At 57.1% G+C, this 14,969-nt stretch carries 13 protein-coding genes; 2 read left to right on the top strand and 11 right to left on the bottom strand.

Annotation, left to right across the window (positions count from 1 at the left end):
- Positions 1-12 precede the first annotated feature (12 nt).
- Together AC6I8L_RS00425 and AC6I8L_RS00430 are read right to left on the bottom strand one after the other, a co-directional pair.
- On the bottom strand, positions 13-984 hold the full coding sequence (locus AC6I8L_RS00425; RefSeq protein ID WP_058961133.1) for a D-2-hydroxyacid dehydrogenase: 972 nt from the start codon (positions 982-984) through the stop codon (positions 13-15).
- Positions 984-1,376, bottom strand: coding sequence for a RidA family protein (locus AC6I8L_RS00430; RefSeq protein WP_038643895.1), 393 nt, complete (start codon positions 1,374-1,376; stop codon positions 984-986). Before AC6I8L_RS00430 ends, AC6I8L_RS00425 begins: the two co-directional genes overlap by 1 nt.
- Before the next feature lie 342 nt (positions 1,377-1,718).
- Between AC6I8L_RS00430 and glyQ the strand changes: the two genes are divergently transcribed.
- Together glyQ and glyS are read left to right on the top strand one after the other, a co-directional pair.
- Positions 1,719-2,630: a glycine--tRNA ligase subunit alpha gene (gene glyQ / locus AC6I8L_RS00435; RefSeq protein WP_034827699.1), complete on the top strand. Its 912-nt coding sequence runs from the start codon at positions 1,719-1,721 to the stop codon at positions 2,628-2,630.
- A 9-nt stretch (positions 2,631-2,639) separates the two neighbouring features.
- Positions 2,640-4,709: a glycine--tRNA ligase subunit beta gene (gene glyS / locus AC6I8L_RS00440; protein WP_058961131.1), complete on the top strand. Its 2,070-nt coding sequence runs from the start codon at positions 2,640-2,642 to the stop codon at positions 4,707-4,709.
- A gap of 50 nt (positions 4,710-4,759) precedes the next feature.
- On the opposite strand, the gene AC6I8L_RS00445 is transcribed toward glyS, so the two are convergent.
- From AC6I8L_RS00445 to fdnG, 9 genes are all read right to left on the bottom strand, one after another.
- Complete coding sequence (locus AC6I8L_RS00445) at positions 4,760-5,050, bottom strand: type II toxin-antitoxin system RelE/ParE family toxin (protein ID WP_058961130.1); 291 nt, start codon at positions 5,048-5,050, stop codon at positions 4,760-4,762.
- Positions 5,016-5,300, bottom strand: coding sequence for a type II toxin-antitoxin system ParD family antitoxin (locus tag AC6I8L_RS00450; protein WP_058961180.1), 285 nt, complete (start codon positions 5,298-5,300; stop codon positions 5,016-5,018). The genes AC6I8L_RS00445 and AC6I8L_RS00450 overlap by 35 nt, the downstream gene beginning before the upstream one ends.
- Before the next feature lie 109 nt (positions 5,301-5,409).
- Positions 5,410-7,260 (bottom strand): selenocysteine-specific translation elongation factor, encoded by a 1,851-nt coding sequence (gene selB, locus AC6I8L_RS00455; RefSeq protein ID WP_058961128.1) that lies wholly within the window; start codon positions 7,258-7,260, stop codon positions 5,410-5,412.
- Positions 7,257-8,636 carry an L-seryl-tRNA(Sec) selenium transferase gene (selA, locus tag AC6I8L_RS00460; RefSeq protein ID WP_058961127.1) on the bottom strand — a complete coding sequence of 460 codons (1,380 nt, stop codon included), beginning with the start codon at positions 8,634-8,636 and terminating at the stop codon, positions 7,257-7,259. The genes selB and selA overlap by 4 nt, the downstream gene beginning before the upstream one ends.
- Before the next feature lie 13 nt (positions 8,637-8,649).
- Positions 8,650-9,261 (bottom strand): glutathione S-transferase, encoded by a 612-nt coding sequence (locus tag AC6I8L_RS00465; protein WP_034827706.1) that lies wholly within the window; start codon positions 9,259-9,261, stop codon positions 8,650-8,652.
- A 129-nt stretch (positions 9,262-9,390) separates the two neighbouring features.
- Complete coding sequence (gene fdhE / locus AC6I8L_RS00470) at positions 9,391-10,317, bottom strand: formate dehydrogenase accessory protein FdhE (protein WP_034827709.1); 927 nt, start codon at positions 10,315-10,317, stop codon at positions 9,391-9,393.
- Positions 10,317-10,958 (bottom strand): formate dehydrogenase cytochrome b556 subunit, encoded by a 642-nt coding sequence (gene fdoI, locus AC6I8L_RS00475; protein WP_034827952.1) that lies wholly within the window; start codon positions 10,956-10,958, stop codon positions 10,317-10,319. The genes fdhE and fdoI overlap by 1 nt, the downstream gene beginning before the upstream one ends.
- A complete protein-coding gene (fdxH, locus tag AC6I8L_RS00480; protein WP_058961125.1) occupies positions 10,958-11,857 on the bottom strand; it encodes a formate dehydrogenase subunit beta in 900 nt (299 codons plus the stop codon). The genes fdoI and fdxH overlap by 1 nt, the downstream gene beginning before the upstream one ends.
- Before the next feature lie 10 nt (positions 11,858-11,867).
- Positions 11,868-14,915 (bottom strand): formate dehydrogenase-N subunit alpha, encoded by a 3,048-nt coding sequence (gene fdnG, locus AC6I8L_RS00485; protein ID WP_479401301.1) that lies wholly within the window; start codon positions 14,913-14,915, stop codon positions 11,868-11,870.
- Positions 14,916-14,969 lie beyond the last annotated feature (54 nt).

Here is a 14,969-nt window from a genome sequence, read left to right on the forward strand (position 1 = left end):
GGTACTGCGACTTCAATAACCTCTTGCGACATCAACCTGGTTGCGCAGCGGATGGCCGCTACGGAAACACACCAGGTTATCGATAAACACCTCAAGGCAGCCCTCAAGGTAGGCACTGTGATCGTCCAGACTGCAGTGCGGTGTCATCACCACGCCCGGCGTGCTCCACAGCGCATCGTCTACTGGCAGCGGCTCTTGCGGATAAACATCCAGAACCGCACCGGCCAGTTCACCGGCGCACAGTTTTTCGCGCATCGCGGTGTAGTCGAACACGGCGGCACGGCCGACAATCACGATGCCGGCGCGGGCAGGCAGCAGATCGAGACGGCGACGGTCAAACAACTTGTCTGTCTGGGGCGTGAGCGGCAGCGTTGAGACCAGGACATCCACCTGCGGCAGGGCATCGTCCATCGCATCAATGCGAATACAACGCGCTACGTCGGCATCACACTGGCCGCTGCGCGTCACACCAATCACGCGGTAGCCCTGCGCGGTCAGCAGTTTCGCCGCCGCGGCACCGATACCGCCGACGCCGAGCAGCAAGACCGTTTTGCCACGCGCGCAGCCGCCGAAGGTGGGGCGCCACAGGCGCTGAGCCTGATCCTGCAGAAAACCCGGAATGCCAAAGTTGAACATCAACGCCGCCATCAGAATGAACTCGGCGCCTTTATCGCCGTGCACGCCGGACGCATTGGTCAGCGTCACGCCCTCCGGCAGATGTGCCAGCCACTGCTCGACGCCGGCGGACATCACCTGCACCCAGCCGAGACGTGGTGCGCTGAAGGTATCGAGCGCCAGCTTGCGTCCGCTCCACAAAATGTCGCTGGTGGCGAGGAAATCTGCGGTATGCGCGGCCTGGCTGTTTTCGCTCAGGGTAAAGTGACCGCGCAGCTGCGGGTGAGCATCCAACTGCTGTTGCAGATGCTGCATGGTCAGATGTAATGCCTGCGGGGCGCTGGCGTCGTTTTCGATATGAATATGCATCAGCGCATCGCCGTGACTTCCATCTCGACCAGCAGGTCAGGATGGTTGAGTTGAATGCCGACGGTGGCGCGTGCCGGGAACGGGAACTGGAAGAACTCGCTGTACGCCGCGTTCATCTCACTGAAGGTGCTGAGGTCGGTGAGATAGATCGTCACGCGCACCACGTTATCGAAGGTCATCTGCGCTTCGCTCAACAGATCGCCGACGTTTTTCAGCACCTGGCGCGTCTGGCTGGCGATGTCATTGCCCTTGATTTCACCGCTGTAGGGGTCAATCGCCACCTGGCCGGAGATAAACAGCATCGGTTCGTGCAGTACGGCGGCGGAAAGCGGAGCCGGTCCCATTGGACGGTCACTGGCGTTCATTCCTGGATAAGCAATTGCGGTCTTCATGGTGAAATTCCAAGCAAAACTGTTTCACCGCAATTTCGTATACGATTATACAGGTGTCAATGCGCGATTTTTGACCATCGGGTCGAAAAGGTGATGTCTGTCACGTAATAGGATTTGATTATAGCGTGGTTAATTTTATGAAAATTAAGGTTTAAATGAGGGTGTGACGCGCGCAAGGGGGTGTTGAATTGAATCGTATACGATTTTCTTATCGCAAGGTTACAGCCGGTTAAACCGTGGCAAAACCACTCCCCGGCGCGCCAGGATTTCCGGCTGCACAATCCGCGGTCAAAGGGTATACTGTCGCACTCTTTTTTAATCGACCCTTATCGCGTACTCAACATGCAAAAGTTTGATACCAAGACCTTTCAGGGCCTGATCCTGACCTTGCAGGATTACTGGGCGCGTCAGGGCTGCACCATCGTCCAGCCGCTGGACATGGAAGTGGGCGCTGGCACTTCACACCCAATGACCTGCCTGCGCGCCATTGGCCCAGAGCCGATGGCTACCGCCTATGTGCAGCCTTCACGCCGTCCTACCGATGGTCGCTACGGTGAAAACCCGAACCGTTTACAGCACTACTATCAGTTCCAGGTGATGATCAAACCTAACCCGGACAATCTGCAGGAGCTGTACCTGGGTTCACTGCAAGAGCTGGGCCTGGATCCGACCGTACACGATATTCGCTTCGTGGAAGATAACTGGGAAAACCCTACGCTGGGTGCCTGGGGGCTGGGTTGGGAAGTGTGGCTCAACGGCATGGAAGTGACGCAGTTCACTTACTTCCAGCAGGTGGGCGGCATGGAGTGTAAGCCAGTGACGGGTGAGATCACTTACGGACTTGAGCGCCTGGCGATGTATATCCAGGGCGTCGACAGTGTTTACGATCTGGTGTGGAGCGACGGCCCATTTGGCCAAACCACCTACGGTGAAGTGTTCCATCAGAACGAAGTCGAACAGTCGACCTACAACTTTGAATACGCGGATGTGGACTTCCTGTTCTCCTGCTTCGAGCAGTACGAGAAAGAAGCGCAGCAGCTGCTGGCGCTGGAAAAACCCCTGCCGTTGCCAGCTTATGAGCGCATCCTGAAAGCGGCACACAGCTTTAACCTGCTGGATGCACGCAAGGCGATCTCGGTAACCGAGCGTCAGCGCTATATCCTGCGTATCCGCACCCTGACGAAAGCCGTGGCGGAAGCCTATTACGCGTCTCGTGAGGCGCTCGGTTTCCCCATGTGCAATAAAAACAAGTAAGAGGCAGCCATGACCGATAAAACTTTCCTGGTGGAAATTGGCACCGAAGAGTTGCCTCCGAAAGCCCTGCGTAGCCTGGCAGAAGCCTTTGCTGCGCACTTTACCGCAGAACTGGACAGCGCCGGTTTAGCACATGGCGAGGTGAGCTGGTTTGCCTCTCCACGCCGTCTGGCGCTGAAAGTGGCCCAATTGGCCACAGCGCAGACCGATCGTGAAGTGGAAAAACGTGGCCCAGCGATTGCTGCTGCGTTTGATGCCGATGGCAATGCCACCAAAGCAGCCGAAGGTTGGGCGCGCGGTAACGGCATCACCGTGGATCAGGCTGAGCGTCTGAGCACGGATAAAGGCGAATGGCTGGTGCATCGCGCTTCAGTGAAAGGCGAGAGTGCTCAGGCACTGCTGCCCGCGATGGTGGCAACCGCACTAAGCAAGCTGCCGATTCCAAAACTGATGCGCTGGGGCGCAAGCGACGTGCAGTTTGTCCGTCCGGTACATACTGTGACGCTGCTGTTGGGCGATGAGCTGATCCCGGCGACGATTCTCGGTATTCAGTCCGATCGCGTGATTCGCGGCCACCGCTTTATGGGCGAGTCAGAGTTCACACTCGACAACGCCGATCAGTATCCGCAATTGCTGCTGGAGCGCGGCAAAGTGGTGGCTGATTTTGCGACCCGTAAAGCCAAAATCAAAGCGGATGCGGAAGCGGCGGCGCAGCAGTTGGGCGGTATCGCCGATCTGAGCGACAGCTTGCTGGAAGAAGTGGCCTCGCTGGTGGAGTGGCCAGTGGTGCTCACCGCGAAATTCGAAGAGAAGTTCCTCGCGGTGCCTGCTGAAGCGCTGGTTTACACCATGAAGGGTGACCAGAAGTACTTCCCGGTGTACTCCGCTGACGGTAAATTGCTGCCAAACTTTATCTTCGTCACCAACATCGAATCCAAAGACCCGCAGCAAATCATCTCCGGTAACGAAAAGGTCGTGCGCCCGCGTCTGGCCGATGCCGAGTTCTTCTTCAACACTGACCGTAAAAAGCGTCTTGAAGATAACCTGCCGCGTCTCGAGACCGTACTGTTCCAGAAAGAGCTGGGTACGCTACGTGATAAAACGGACCGCATTCAGGCGCTGGCGGGCTGGATTGCCGCTCAGATTGGTGCCGATGTGAACCACGCCACCCGCGCGGGCCTGCTGTCGAAGTGTGACCTGATGACCAACATGGTCTTCGAGTTCACCGATACGCAGGGCGTGATGGGCATGCACTATGCACGTCATGATGGCGAAGCCGAAGATGTCGCGGTGGCGCTGAACGAGCAGTATCAGCCGCGCTTTGCCGGTGATGCACTGCCATCGAACCTCGTGGCTTGTGCTGTCGCGATTGCCGACAAGATGGATACCCTTGCGGGCATCTTCGGCATTGGTCAGCATCCAAAAGGCGATAAAGACCCGTTCGCACTGCGCCGTGCTGCGCTGGGCGTGCTGCGTATTATCGTTGAGAAGAACCTGCCACTCGATCTGCAAACGCTGACCGAAGAAGCGGTGCGTCTCTACGGCAGCAAGCTGAGCAACGGCAAAGTGGTGGATGAAGTGATCGACTTCATGCTGGGTCGTTTCCGTACCTGGTATCAGGAAGAGGGCCACAGCGTCGACACCATTCAGGCCGTGCTGGCACGTCGTCCAACCCGCCCGGCGGACTTCGATGCGCGCATGAAAGCGGTTTCCCACTTCCGTACGCTGGAAGCGGCATCGTCGCTGGCTGCGGCCAACAAGCGTGTGTCCAACATCCTGGCGAAAGCCACCGAAACCCTCAACGACAGCGTGCAGGCATCGCTGCTGAAAGAGAACGCCGAGATCCAGCTGGCGACTTTCGTGACGGCGCTCGGTGACAAGCTGCAGCCGTACTTCGCGGAAGGCCGTTATCAGGATGCGCTGGTGGAACTGGCGCAGCTGCGCGAAGCGGTCGATAACTTCTTCGACAACGTGATGGTTAACGCCGATGAAGCGGAAGTGCGTATTAACCGCCTGACACTACTGGCGCAACTGCGCGCACTGTTCCTGCAGGTAGCGGATATTTCACTGCTGCAGTAAGCGATGTGTTGAAGTGAACCGAAGGGACGAGAAATCGTCCCTTTTTGTTTTTAAAATTCGGCGCTGACTTCCTGGGAGTGGTGCAAGATGCGCCCAATAAAGATCTCATCAACCTCAGCACGGTAAATCACAATGTGCTGACCGAAGGGAAGTGAATAGATTTGATAACCTAAATCAGGCCGTTTTCGCCCTAAGTCGAAGAGGGCAATTTTATCGAAGAGCTGGGAAAATTTAAGGTTGTAAGCATCTGCGAGCTGCTCCCCAAAATTCCAGTATCCGTAAATCCAGATTTTCATCAGATCGGCATCAGCTTCCGGTTTTATCGTGATCTTCCTTTTCATAAATGCCCACCCTGGCTTTTGCTCGTCTCAGAAAATCTTCATGGTCCCACTCTTTACCCGGACCGCTCTCGAATCCTTGTCTTACCAATTCTTTTAGCGCCTCCAGCTTCGACGCCGCTTGCTTCTCCCGCAGTAAACGCAGCGAGTCGCGCACCACCTCGCTTTGAGTACGGTAATCACCGGAAGCCACCAGAGATTCAACAAACTCGCGCAGTTCATCACCTAAATCGATTGTCATGGTACGTGCCATCATCGTGCCCCAATGTAAGAAATATTCTTACATCCTGGCACATTTTTGAGCAATGCGGAATCGGCGTTGCAGCGCAGTTACAGCGACAACTGCGAAGCAACGCGAAGGATTAAGTGCTGGTGTCGAACAGGCGGGCATCGCGCAGCAGGTGATCGTTGCCACGACGGCGGGTGAAACCGCTGCGGTCGAAGAATTCCAGAATCTGTACCGCGATTTTACGCCCGGTACCGAGCTGATTGCGGAAATCGGCGGCGCTGGTGCTGCCACCGTTGGCGTCACGCTGGCGAATCAGATCGGCGAAGATCTGGATCTGGTCGCTGCGGTAATAGCGATCGCGCACGATCGCCGTGATATGACCGAGACGCGCGGCGGAGAGCAGCAGGCTGCGAATGGTTTCTTCATCTTGCTGGGTGGCCAGTGCGATATCGCGCACCCATAGCGGCTGGTCACCAAACAGCGGACCAACCTGCTGCCACAGTGCTTCTTCCTGGTGATTGAAGCGCGGTTCGAAATCCGGCAAATGCAACCAGCCTTGCCGGTGCTGCAACTGGCCTTGTGAAAGCAGCCGATCGATCAATGCGATAACCTGTTCCGGCGGCTGGTGGGGGAGAGCCACGCGACGCAAGCGATCGCGACCAATGCCCGGCACTTCAGGGTGCTGCTGATGAAACGCGGTGAGCGCTTCCAGCAGTCGCTGCTGCCAGTCATTGGCCTGTTCCACAGCCATGATGGCGCTGCCGAGTCGCACGGGCGCCACCTTGTCCAGCAGGTTGTTGAGTGCATCGTCACTCAGCTGGCGTGCCCAACTCAGCTCGGCCATGTCGATGGGTTGCTGAGCCAGGTGCGACTGCAGACTCTCTTCATCGGCTTCCGCCGCCGCCAGCTGTTGCAGCCAGTCAAGATAATCAGGATGGCGCTTGCCGCGTTTCTTGCTGTTCAGCAGCAGCACCCGTCCGCCACCGAGCGTGAGTTGTGCATTGCTGTCGCGGATAATCAGCCGATCGTTTTCCGCCAGCCACAGCGGCTCGTTGAGCACCAGCTCCGCCAGTTCGCCCGCAATCAGGTTAAGTCGGCCAGTCACATGACTGGCGGCATGGTGAAGATGTACCGGCTGCGAGGGATTTCTTAACGGCTGTAGCAAACGCAGCGCCACGATCAGTCGCTGGGTGCCCGAAGGTTGCGGTTGTGCCAGCAGCCAGTCACCGCGCGCAATCTGGTCTTTCTCCACATCGCCGACGATATTCAGCGCGATACGTTCTCCAGCCTGCGCACGCGTCACCGACTGATTCTGCGCATGCAGCGAACGCACGCGCACGGGCAAATTGAGGCGGCTGAGCCACAACGTATCACCTACGCTGACTTCACCCGCCAGGGCGGTGCCGGTGACCACTAATCCGCTGCCTTTGAGGGTAAACGCGCGGTCAATGGCGAGGCGGAAGCGGCGACCCATATCGACATTCGGTGCGCGTAGTTCACTCAAGTGCTGGCGCAGCGCGTCGATGCCTTGCTGGGTGGTACTGCTGGTGACAAATTGCGGTACTGCCAGCCAGCACAGTTGCTGCGTCAACTCCGCCACCTGATGCTGCACTTCGGCGATGCGTACGGCGTCGACGCGATCCGCTTTGGTCAACGCCACGCTAAGCGGGGGTTGCCCGACCAGGCTTAGCAGTTGCAGATGCTCACGCGTTTGCGGCATCACACCGTCGTCGCACGCTACCACCAGCAGTGCATGATGAATACCGCCGATGCCCGCCAGCATATTGGCGAGGAATTTCTCGTGTCCTGGCACATCGATAAAGCCCACAACGCGGCCATCCGGTTGCGGCCAGTAGGCATAGCCAAGATCGATGGTCATGCCGCGCCGTTTCTCCTCAGGCAGGCGATCGGCATCGACACCAGTGAGCGCCTGTAGCAGTGCGGTTTTACCGTGATCGACGTGTCCAGCGGTGGCGATAATCATGTGGTTAAGGTCCGTATCAGCGCCGCTTCATCTTCAAGGCAGCGTAAATCCAGCCACAGTCTTCCTTCCTGGATGCGGCCAATCACCGGTTGTGATAATGCACGCCAGCGTTGTGCCAGTGCATCCAGCGAGCTGCCGTGAGATTCACGTGGGCTAAACGTGATGGCAAAACTCGGTAAGCGCTCAACGGGTAATGAACCGCTGCCGATTTGCGACGAGCAGGCGGCGATATTAAGTGAAAAATCAGCGCCATAGGCGTGTTCCAGCGCAGGCATCAGCCGTTCGGCCTGCTGCAAAATCTCGTGTGACGATCGCGTCAACAAGCGCAGGGTGGGCAGCGCTTCGCGCAACGTTTCCGGTTGGCGATAAAGCTGCAAAGTGGCTTCCAGCGCAGCCAGCGTCATTTTATCCACGCGCAAAGCTCGCTTGAGCGGATGCTGTTGCAGCCGATCGATAAGCGCCTGTTTGCCGACAATAATCCCTGCTTGCGGGCCGCCCAGCAGTTTATCGCCGGAAAAACTCACCAGATCCACACCGGCGGCAATCAGCTGTTGCGGCATCGGCTCGGCGGGCAAATTAAAAGCGGTCATGTCGATAAGCGAACCGCTGCCTAAATCAGTGATCACCGGCAGCTGATGTTGCGCCGCCAACGCCACCAGCTCGGCTTCCGCTACCGCATGGGTGAAGCCCTGAATCTGGTAGTTGCTGGTATGCACCTTCATCAACAAACCGGTGTTGTCGCTGATGCCAGCACGATAATCTTTCAGATGGGTACGATTAGTGGTGCCGACTTCAACCAGCTGGCAGCCCGCCTGGCGCATCACATCGGGAATGCGGAATGCGCCGCCGATTTCGACCAGCTCACCGCGTGAGACAATCACTTCGCGACCTGGCGCCAGTGCTGCCAGCATCAGCAACACGGCGGCGGCATTGTTGTTCACGATACAGGCCGCTTCAGCCCCCGTCAGTTCACACAGCAGCGCACTTACCGCACGATCGCGATGGCCACGTGACGCATCATCCAGCGCATATTCCAGCGTGACCGGCTGGCGCAAACAGGCTGTGACCGCCTCAATTGCGCTATCGCTTAACTGCGCACGGCCCAGGTTGGTGTGCAGCACCGTGCCGGTGAGATTGAACACCGGACGCAGCGCGCTTTGTTGCTGCTGTTGCGCGCGGCGCTGCGCTTCCTCTGGCCAGTTAAGATGCCAGCCGGGTAAAGTTTGATGATGTTGAATATGCGTGCGTGCTTCTTGCTGCATGGCGCGCAGCTGGCGGGTGGTAAACGCGGTGCCCGTCTGCAGCAGCAGCGGCTGCATCGCGGGATCGCGCAGCAGGCTGTCGATAGCAGGCAGTTGTGAATACAGTGTTTTCATCGGGTGGCTTAGCTTAGCTGGAAGGCGGAACGGTGCGGGCAAAACTCTCCCGCGCAAACAACGTATCGGCCAGCTTGATCAATGCCGGGCGGTTCACGCACCAGTTAGGCAGCACCCGGCGGAAGTTGAGATAACCAATCATGCAGCCAGTGGCGATATCGGCCAGATTGAGCGTACCGCTGTTCAAGAGTTCACCCTGGGCCGCCGCCGTTTCCAGCGCATCCAACCCACGCAAAATTTTCTCGCGATTACGCATTAGCACTTCTTCGGATTGTTGATCGCCGGGGCGCATCTGTTCGCGCACAATCATCACGGCGGCATCGTTGATGCCATCGGCGAGCTTTTCCAGCTGACGTACCTGCAGAGCGAGCAGGGCGTCATCCGGCAACAGAGCAGGGGCGTCACCGCGTAGCTCAATGACCTGGGCGATAATCGAAGAATCAAACCAGGTGAGATGGTTATCGTCTACCAGTGCAGGCACTTTGCCCAGCGGGTTATAGTGCGGCACGTGGCTGTCTTCCACCCAAGGCGACTGGTTAACAAATTCGAACACCAGGCCTTTTTCCAACAGGATCACTGAAATTTTGCGGACAAAAGGGCTGGTGTAGCTGCCAATCAGTTTCATCAGGTGTTTCCTTTGCGACAGAGATAGGTACACAAATTGTAGCGGCGCGATTTATTGCACGTTGTTGTCTGGCTCAAAAACAGCGCGATAAATCGTGCCGCGACAGTTCTTAGGAAAGCGGCAATTTGCTCAATCCCCAGGAAACATAAATGGATTCAGGCTGCTGCGCGCAAAGCCTTCCTGCTCCATACGCGCATCCAGCACCAGTGAGGCCAGGTCATCGGCCACCGGTTCCACCGCCGGATCCTTCTCCTGATACAACATCTTCAGATAGGTGCCGCAGTCACCACAGCTTTCGGCTTTCACTGCGGCTCTTTCGCTGTCGAGTGACCAATAGTGCAGGTCGCGCGTTTGCTCGCAGTTGGAGCACTTACTGCGCACCACATACCATTCACTTTCACACAGATTACAGTGTAGATAACGCAGCCCCTGCTGGCCCACATCCATATGCACCACGCTGGTGACCGGCACGCTGGCGCACACCGGGCAGAACTGGCGATGCTCGCCGTATTCTGCGCGGGCTTTGCCTGGGATCAGCGCTGCCATCTGCGCCCAATAGATCGAAAGCGCAGCCCAAATAAACGGGGCTTTATCGCTGCTGACCTGCGCAAAATCACCCTCCAGTAGCGCACTGGCCAGGCCTTCCAGCTCGGAAGAGGAGGCTTTTTCCAGGTTCTCCAGCACCGCCAATGCCTGGCCGCTCATCTCGGGCTTCAGCTCGGCAATCAGCGAATGCAGCAGACGCTGCCAGTGGGCATCGCGGGGATAGGTGTGAATATCGAGCGGCGGCTTGCCCTGTTCGGCGCTTTCGGCCAAACGCTGGCGCAAATCGAGTTGCAGCGGATGATCGTACAGCACGATGTCTTGCGCCTGCGCGATCACTGCAGCAAAGCGCAGATAATCGCCCAGCGGATTCTTTGCTGCCAGCTCACGTAAACGCGCTGCACGGCGGCTGTACAGATTTTTCAGCCGAGGGAAAAGCAGCGGCGGAACCTGTTCCGCCGTGTTTTTTTCGCCTTTCTCCAGCTGGTCCTGCGGGATAATGCGAATACTCATCAGGGACGTTTTTCCTGTTGTGTTTGGCGTTGGCGCTGCTCACGATACCAGCGTGGATGATGTTTCTTCGCCCACGCGGCCGGCACCCAGCCCTCAACCATGGCAGTAATGGTACCTTTGACCCACAGGGCCGCATAAATGTGCACCATAATCACCACGATCAATGCCACAGCTGAGACCGAATGCACCACCAAAGCGGCGCGAATCAGCGGAATCGCAAAGGCACCTGCAAAGTAAGGACGCCAGATAACCACTCCGCTCGCCAGCAGCAAGACTAAGCTGATGATAGCAGCCCAGAACACACACTTCTGCCCGAAGTTGTATTTGCCGGTATCACCCACCTCTTCATTGCGTACGATTTTATTGATGTTTTTCGCCCAGATCAGGTCTTCGCGATTGATCAGATTCTGTTTCCAGTAGCGCAAAAACATGATCAAAAAAGCAGCAAACATCACCACGCCGACAAAGGGATGCAGGATGCGCGCCAGTTGTGGCGTGCCCAAAACGTGCATCAGCCAGTTAAAGGAGGGAAAGAAGAAACCCAGCCCGCTCAGGGCTGCCAGAACAAAACAGAACGCCACAATCCAGTGATTGATGCGTTCCGGTGCGCTGTAGCGCACCAGACGATCGCGCTTTTTCATCATTCGCGCTCCTCTTTTTCGTGCAGGTTCTCGTCCTCATCCTCTTCCACCCGGTTCGGCCCGACGCCGACATAGTGGAATACCGAGGCGGCGAAGGTGGCGGCGAATCCGATCGCCGCCAGCGGTTTCCAGATCCCTTTCCAGAAGGTGACTGCCGGACTGATACTCGGGTTTTCTGGCAAACCGTGATACAGCTGTGGTTTATCAGCATGATGCAGCACGTACATGACATGCGTGCCGCCGACGCCTTCCGGATCGTACAAGCCCGCATTCTCATAGCCGCGCGTATTCAGCTCCGCCACGCGTTCTGCCGCCAGCGCCTGCATATCGGTTTTGCTACCAAAATGGATGGCGCCGGTCGGGCAGGTTTTCACGCACGCCGGTTCCTGGCCCACATTGACACGATCGACGCACAGCGTGCATTTATACACGCGGTTGTCGTCTTTATTCAGGCGCGGCACGTCGAACGGACAGCCGGCAATGCAGTAGCCGCAGCCAATGCACTGCTCGGACTGAAAATCGACGATGCCGTTGGCGTACTGAATAATCGCACCTTCGGACGGACAGGCTTTCAGGCAGCCAGGATCGGCGCAGTGCATGCACCCATCCTTGCGGATAAGCCACTCTAACTTGCCATTCTCCTCCACTTCTGAGAAGCGCATCACCGTCCAGGATTTGGCGGTCAGATCCGCTGGGTTGTCATACACCCCAACGTTATGCCCAACCTCATCGCGGATGTCGTTCCACTCTGAACACGCCACCTGGCAGGCTTTGCAACCGATGCAGGTGGTGACGTCGATCAGCTTCGCCACCTCCTGCTGATGATTACGCGCCTGCGGGGCAGGCGTGAAACCATTGGTGGCGGAGCGGCGGATAATGTCTTGTGATTGATAAGCCATCTACGTTCTCCTACACCTTCTCAACGTTAACCAGGAACGCCTTAAACTCGGGCGTTTGCGTGTTGGCATCACCGACAAACGGCGTCAGGGTATTGGCGATAAAGCCTTTCTTCGCAATGCCCTGATAGCCCCAGTGAATCGGAATGCCGACGGTATCGACGGTTTTGCCATCCACATCAAGTGGGCGCAGGCGTTTGGTGACCACCGCTTTGGCTTTGATGTAACCGCGATTGGAGCTCACTTTCACCGTATCGCCCTGCACGATGCCCAGCTTGTTGGCCAGCTTCTCACCAATCTCCACAAACTGCTCCGGCTGCGCGATGGCATTGAGTAACGCATGTTTGGTCCAGTAGTGGAAATGCTCGGTGAGACGATACGTGGTGCCGACATACGGGAAGTGCTCGGCTTTACCCATCGCCGCCAGATCGTCTTTGAACACGCGTGCTGCCGGGTTCGAAATGACGTTCGGATGCAGTGGATTCGTGCCGAGTGGCGTTTCAAACGGCTCGTAGTGTTCCGGGAACGGACCTTCAGCCATTTTGTCGAGCGCGAACAGGCGGCCCATGCCTTCTGGCTGCATGATAAACGGCCCCACATTGCTACCCGGTGCGGCGGCGCTGTAGTCCGGAATATCCATGCCGCCCCATTTACTGCCATCCCACTTGAGGATTTGCCGTTTCGGATCCCACGGATTGCCCTGTGGATCGGCCGATGCACGGTTGTAGAGGATGCGACGATTGAGCGGCCATGCCCAACTCCAGTTCAGCGTATTGCCCAATCCACTCGGATCGGTGTTATCACGCCGCGCCATCTGGTTGCCATCTGGCGTCCAGCTGCCCGCAAAAATCCAGCAGCCGCTGCTGGTGCTGCCGTCATCTTTCAACTGAGCAAAGCTACTGAGCTGCTGGCCTTTTTTTACCAGCAACGTGCCTTTGTCATCGAACACATCCGCCAGCGCTTTGCCGTTGCTCTCCATCGCCACTTCTTCCGAAGCCGGGTTATCAGGCGTCTGGTAGTTCCACGTCATGTTCAGCACCTGTTCGGGCAAGGCACCGCCCTCACTGGCGTACATTTTGCGCAGACGGCTGTAGATACCGGAGAGGATTTCACCGTCATTCAGCGCTTCGCCGGGTGCATCCTGACCTTTGAAGTGCCACTGCAGCCAGCGACCGGAGTTAACGATGGAGCCATTCTCTTCCGCGAAGCAGGTGGAGGGCAGGCGGAACACTTCGGTCTGAATCTTCGCCGGATCGACATCGTTAAACTCACCGTGGTTTTGCCAGAAGGTCGAGGTTTCGGTGTTGAGCGGGTCGATGGTCACCAGGAACTTCAGCTTCGACAGTGAATCGATCACTTTGCGTTTGTTCGGGAATGAGGCCACCGGGTTAAAGCCCTGGCAAAGATAGCCATTCACTTTGCCCTGCGACATCATCTCGAAGTACTGCAAAACGTCGTAGCCTTTGTCCCACTTCGGTAACCAGTCGAATCCCCAGCTGTTCTCTGCTTGCGCTTTGTCGCCAAAGAAGGCCTTCATCATGCTGACAAAGAATTTCGGGTAGTTACCCCAGTAGTTCACCTGGCCGGGTAGCGTCGGTTTCGGCGTGTTGGCCGCGAGGTAGGTTTGCAGATCGGTCTGTTTCTCCGACGGCAATGTCATATAACCTGGCAAACTTTGCGACAGCAGGCCGAGATCGGTGAGCCCCTGAATGTTGGAGTGACCGCGCAGGGCGTTAACCCCGCCGCCCGCCATGCCCATGTTGCCGAGCAACAGCTGGATCATCGCCATGGTGCGGATATTTTGCGCACCGACCGAGTGTTGCGTCCAGCCCAGCGCATACAGGAATGAGGTGGTGCGATCGCGCGCGCTGGTCTCACCGATCAGCTCGCAGACGTGCAGGAAGTCCTCTTTCGGCGTGCCACAGATGCGTGACACCATTTCTGGCGTGTAGCGGCTGACGTGTTGCTTGAGGAGATTCCACACACAGCGTGGATGTTGCAGGCTGTCATCACGTTTGGCAAAGCCGTCATCGCCCAGCTCATAGTTCCAGCTGGTTTTGTCATACTTGCGATTGGCTTCGTCGTAGCCGCTGAACAGGCCGTCATCAAAATGATAGTCTTCGCGCACTATCAGGCTGGCGTTGGTGTACGCCTGCACATATTCATGCTGGATTTTGTCATTTTGCAGCAGCCACAGCAGCACGCCCGACAGGAAAGCAATGTCGGTGCCGGAACGGATCGGCGTGTAAAAGTCTGCCACCGATGCCGTACGCGTGAAGCGAGGATCGATAACAATCAATTTGGCTTTGTTGTGAATCTTGGCTTCCATCGCCCAGCGGAATCCCACAGGATGCGCTTCAGCGGCGTTGCCACCCATCACAACGATCAGATTGGCATTACGGATGTCGACCCAGTGGTTGGTCATCGCACCGCGACCAAATGTTGGAGCAAGACTTGCTACCGTTGGTCCGTGTCAAACGCGTGCCTGGTTGTCGACCGCTAACATGCCGAGCGATCGGGTAAATTTCTGGGTTAAGTAGCCAGTTTCATTGCTGGAGGCAGAAGCACACAGCATGCCTGATGACAGCCAGCGGTTGACGGTAACACCTGCGGCGTTCTGCGCGATAAAGTTGGCGTCACGGTCGGCTTTCAGCAGTTTCGCGATACGGTCAAAGGCATCGTCCCAGCTGATGCGCTGCCATTTATCGGAGCCTGGCGCGCGGTATTCGGGGTAGTGCAGGCGGCTTTCACTGTGGACAAAATCCAGCAGGCCAGCGCCTTTGGGGCACAATGCACCACGACTCACCGGATGATCCGGATCGCCTTCAATGTGAAAAATGGTCTCTTTGGCGTTTTTCGCGCCGTCACCGAGGCTGTACATTAACAAGCCACAGCCCACTGAGCAGTAGGTGCAGGTGTTACGGGTTTCGCGGGCACGCAGCAGCTTATACTGTCGCGTTTCCGCCAGCGCCACCTCTGGCGTGAAGCCGAGGAGTGCTGCCGATGTCCCTGCCATACCGCCAGCACAGATTTTGAAGAATTTTCTTCGGCTGACGTTCATGGTTAATCCTTGAGTCGACATTGCTACAATTTGCCTGCGTCGTGCGTATTGTCG

Source organism: Type-E symbiont of Plautia stali, from assembly GCF_059731115.1.

Coding starts and splice junctions, on each gene's coding strand:
- glyQ (WP_034827699.1), top strand. CDS start 1,719: ATGCAAAAGTTTGATACCAAGACCTTTCAGGGCCTGATCCTGACCTTG.
- selA (WP_058961127.1), bottom strand. CDS start 8,636: ATGAAAACACTGTATTCACAACTGCCTGCTATCGACAGCCTGCTGCGC.
- AC6I8L_RS00425 (WP_058961133.1), bottom strand. CDS start 984: ATGCATATTCATATCGAAAACGACGCCAGCGCCCCGCAGGCATTACAT.
- fdhE (WP_034827709.1), bottom strand. CDS start 10,317: ATGAGTATTCGCATTATCCCGCAGGACCAGCTGGAGAAAGGCGAAAAA.
- AC6I8L_RS00430 (WP_038643895.1), bottom strand. CDS start 1,376: ATGAAGACCGCAATTGCTTATCCAGGAATGAACGCCAGTGACCGTCCA.
- AC6I8L_RS00450 (WP_058961180.1), bottom strand. CDS start 5,300: ATGGCACGTACCATGACAATCGATTTAGGTGATGAACTGCGCGAGTTT.
- AC6I8L_RS00445 (WP_058961130.1), bottom strand. CDS start 5,050: ATGAAAAGGAAGATCACGATAAAACCGGAAGCTGATGCCGATCTGATG.
- fdxH (WP_058961125.1), bottom strand. CDS start 11,857: ATGGCTTATCAATCACAAGACATTATCCGCCGCTCCGCCACCAATGGT.
- fdoI (WP_034827952.1), bottom strand. CDS start 10,958: ATGAAAAAGCGCGATCGTCTGGTGCGCTACAGCGCACCGGAACGCATC.
- selB (WP_058961128.1), bottom strand. CDS start 7,260: ATGATTATCGCCACCGCTGGACACGTCGATCACGGTAAAACCGCACTG.
- glyS (WP_058961131.1), top strand. CDS start 2,640: ATGACCGATAAAACTTTCCTGGTGGAAATTGGCACCGAAGAGTTGCCT.
- AC6I8L_RS00465 (WP_034827706.1), bottom strand. CDS start 9,261: ATGAAACTGATTGGCAGCTACACCAGCCCTTTTGTCCGCAAAATTTCA.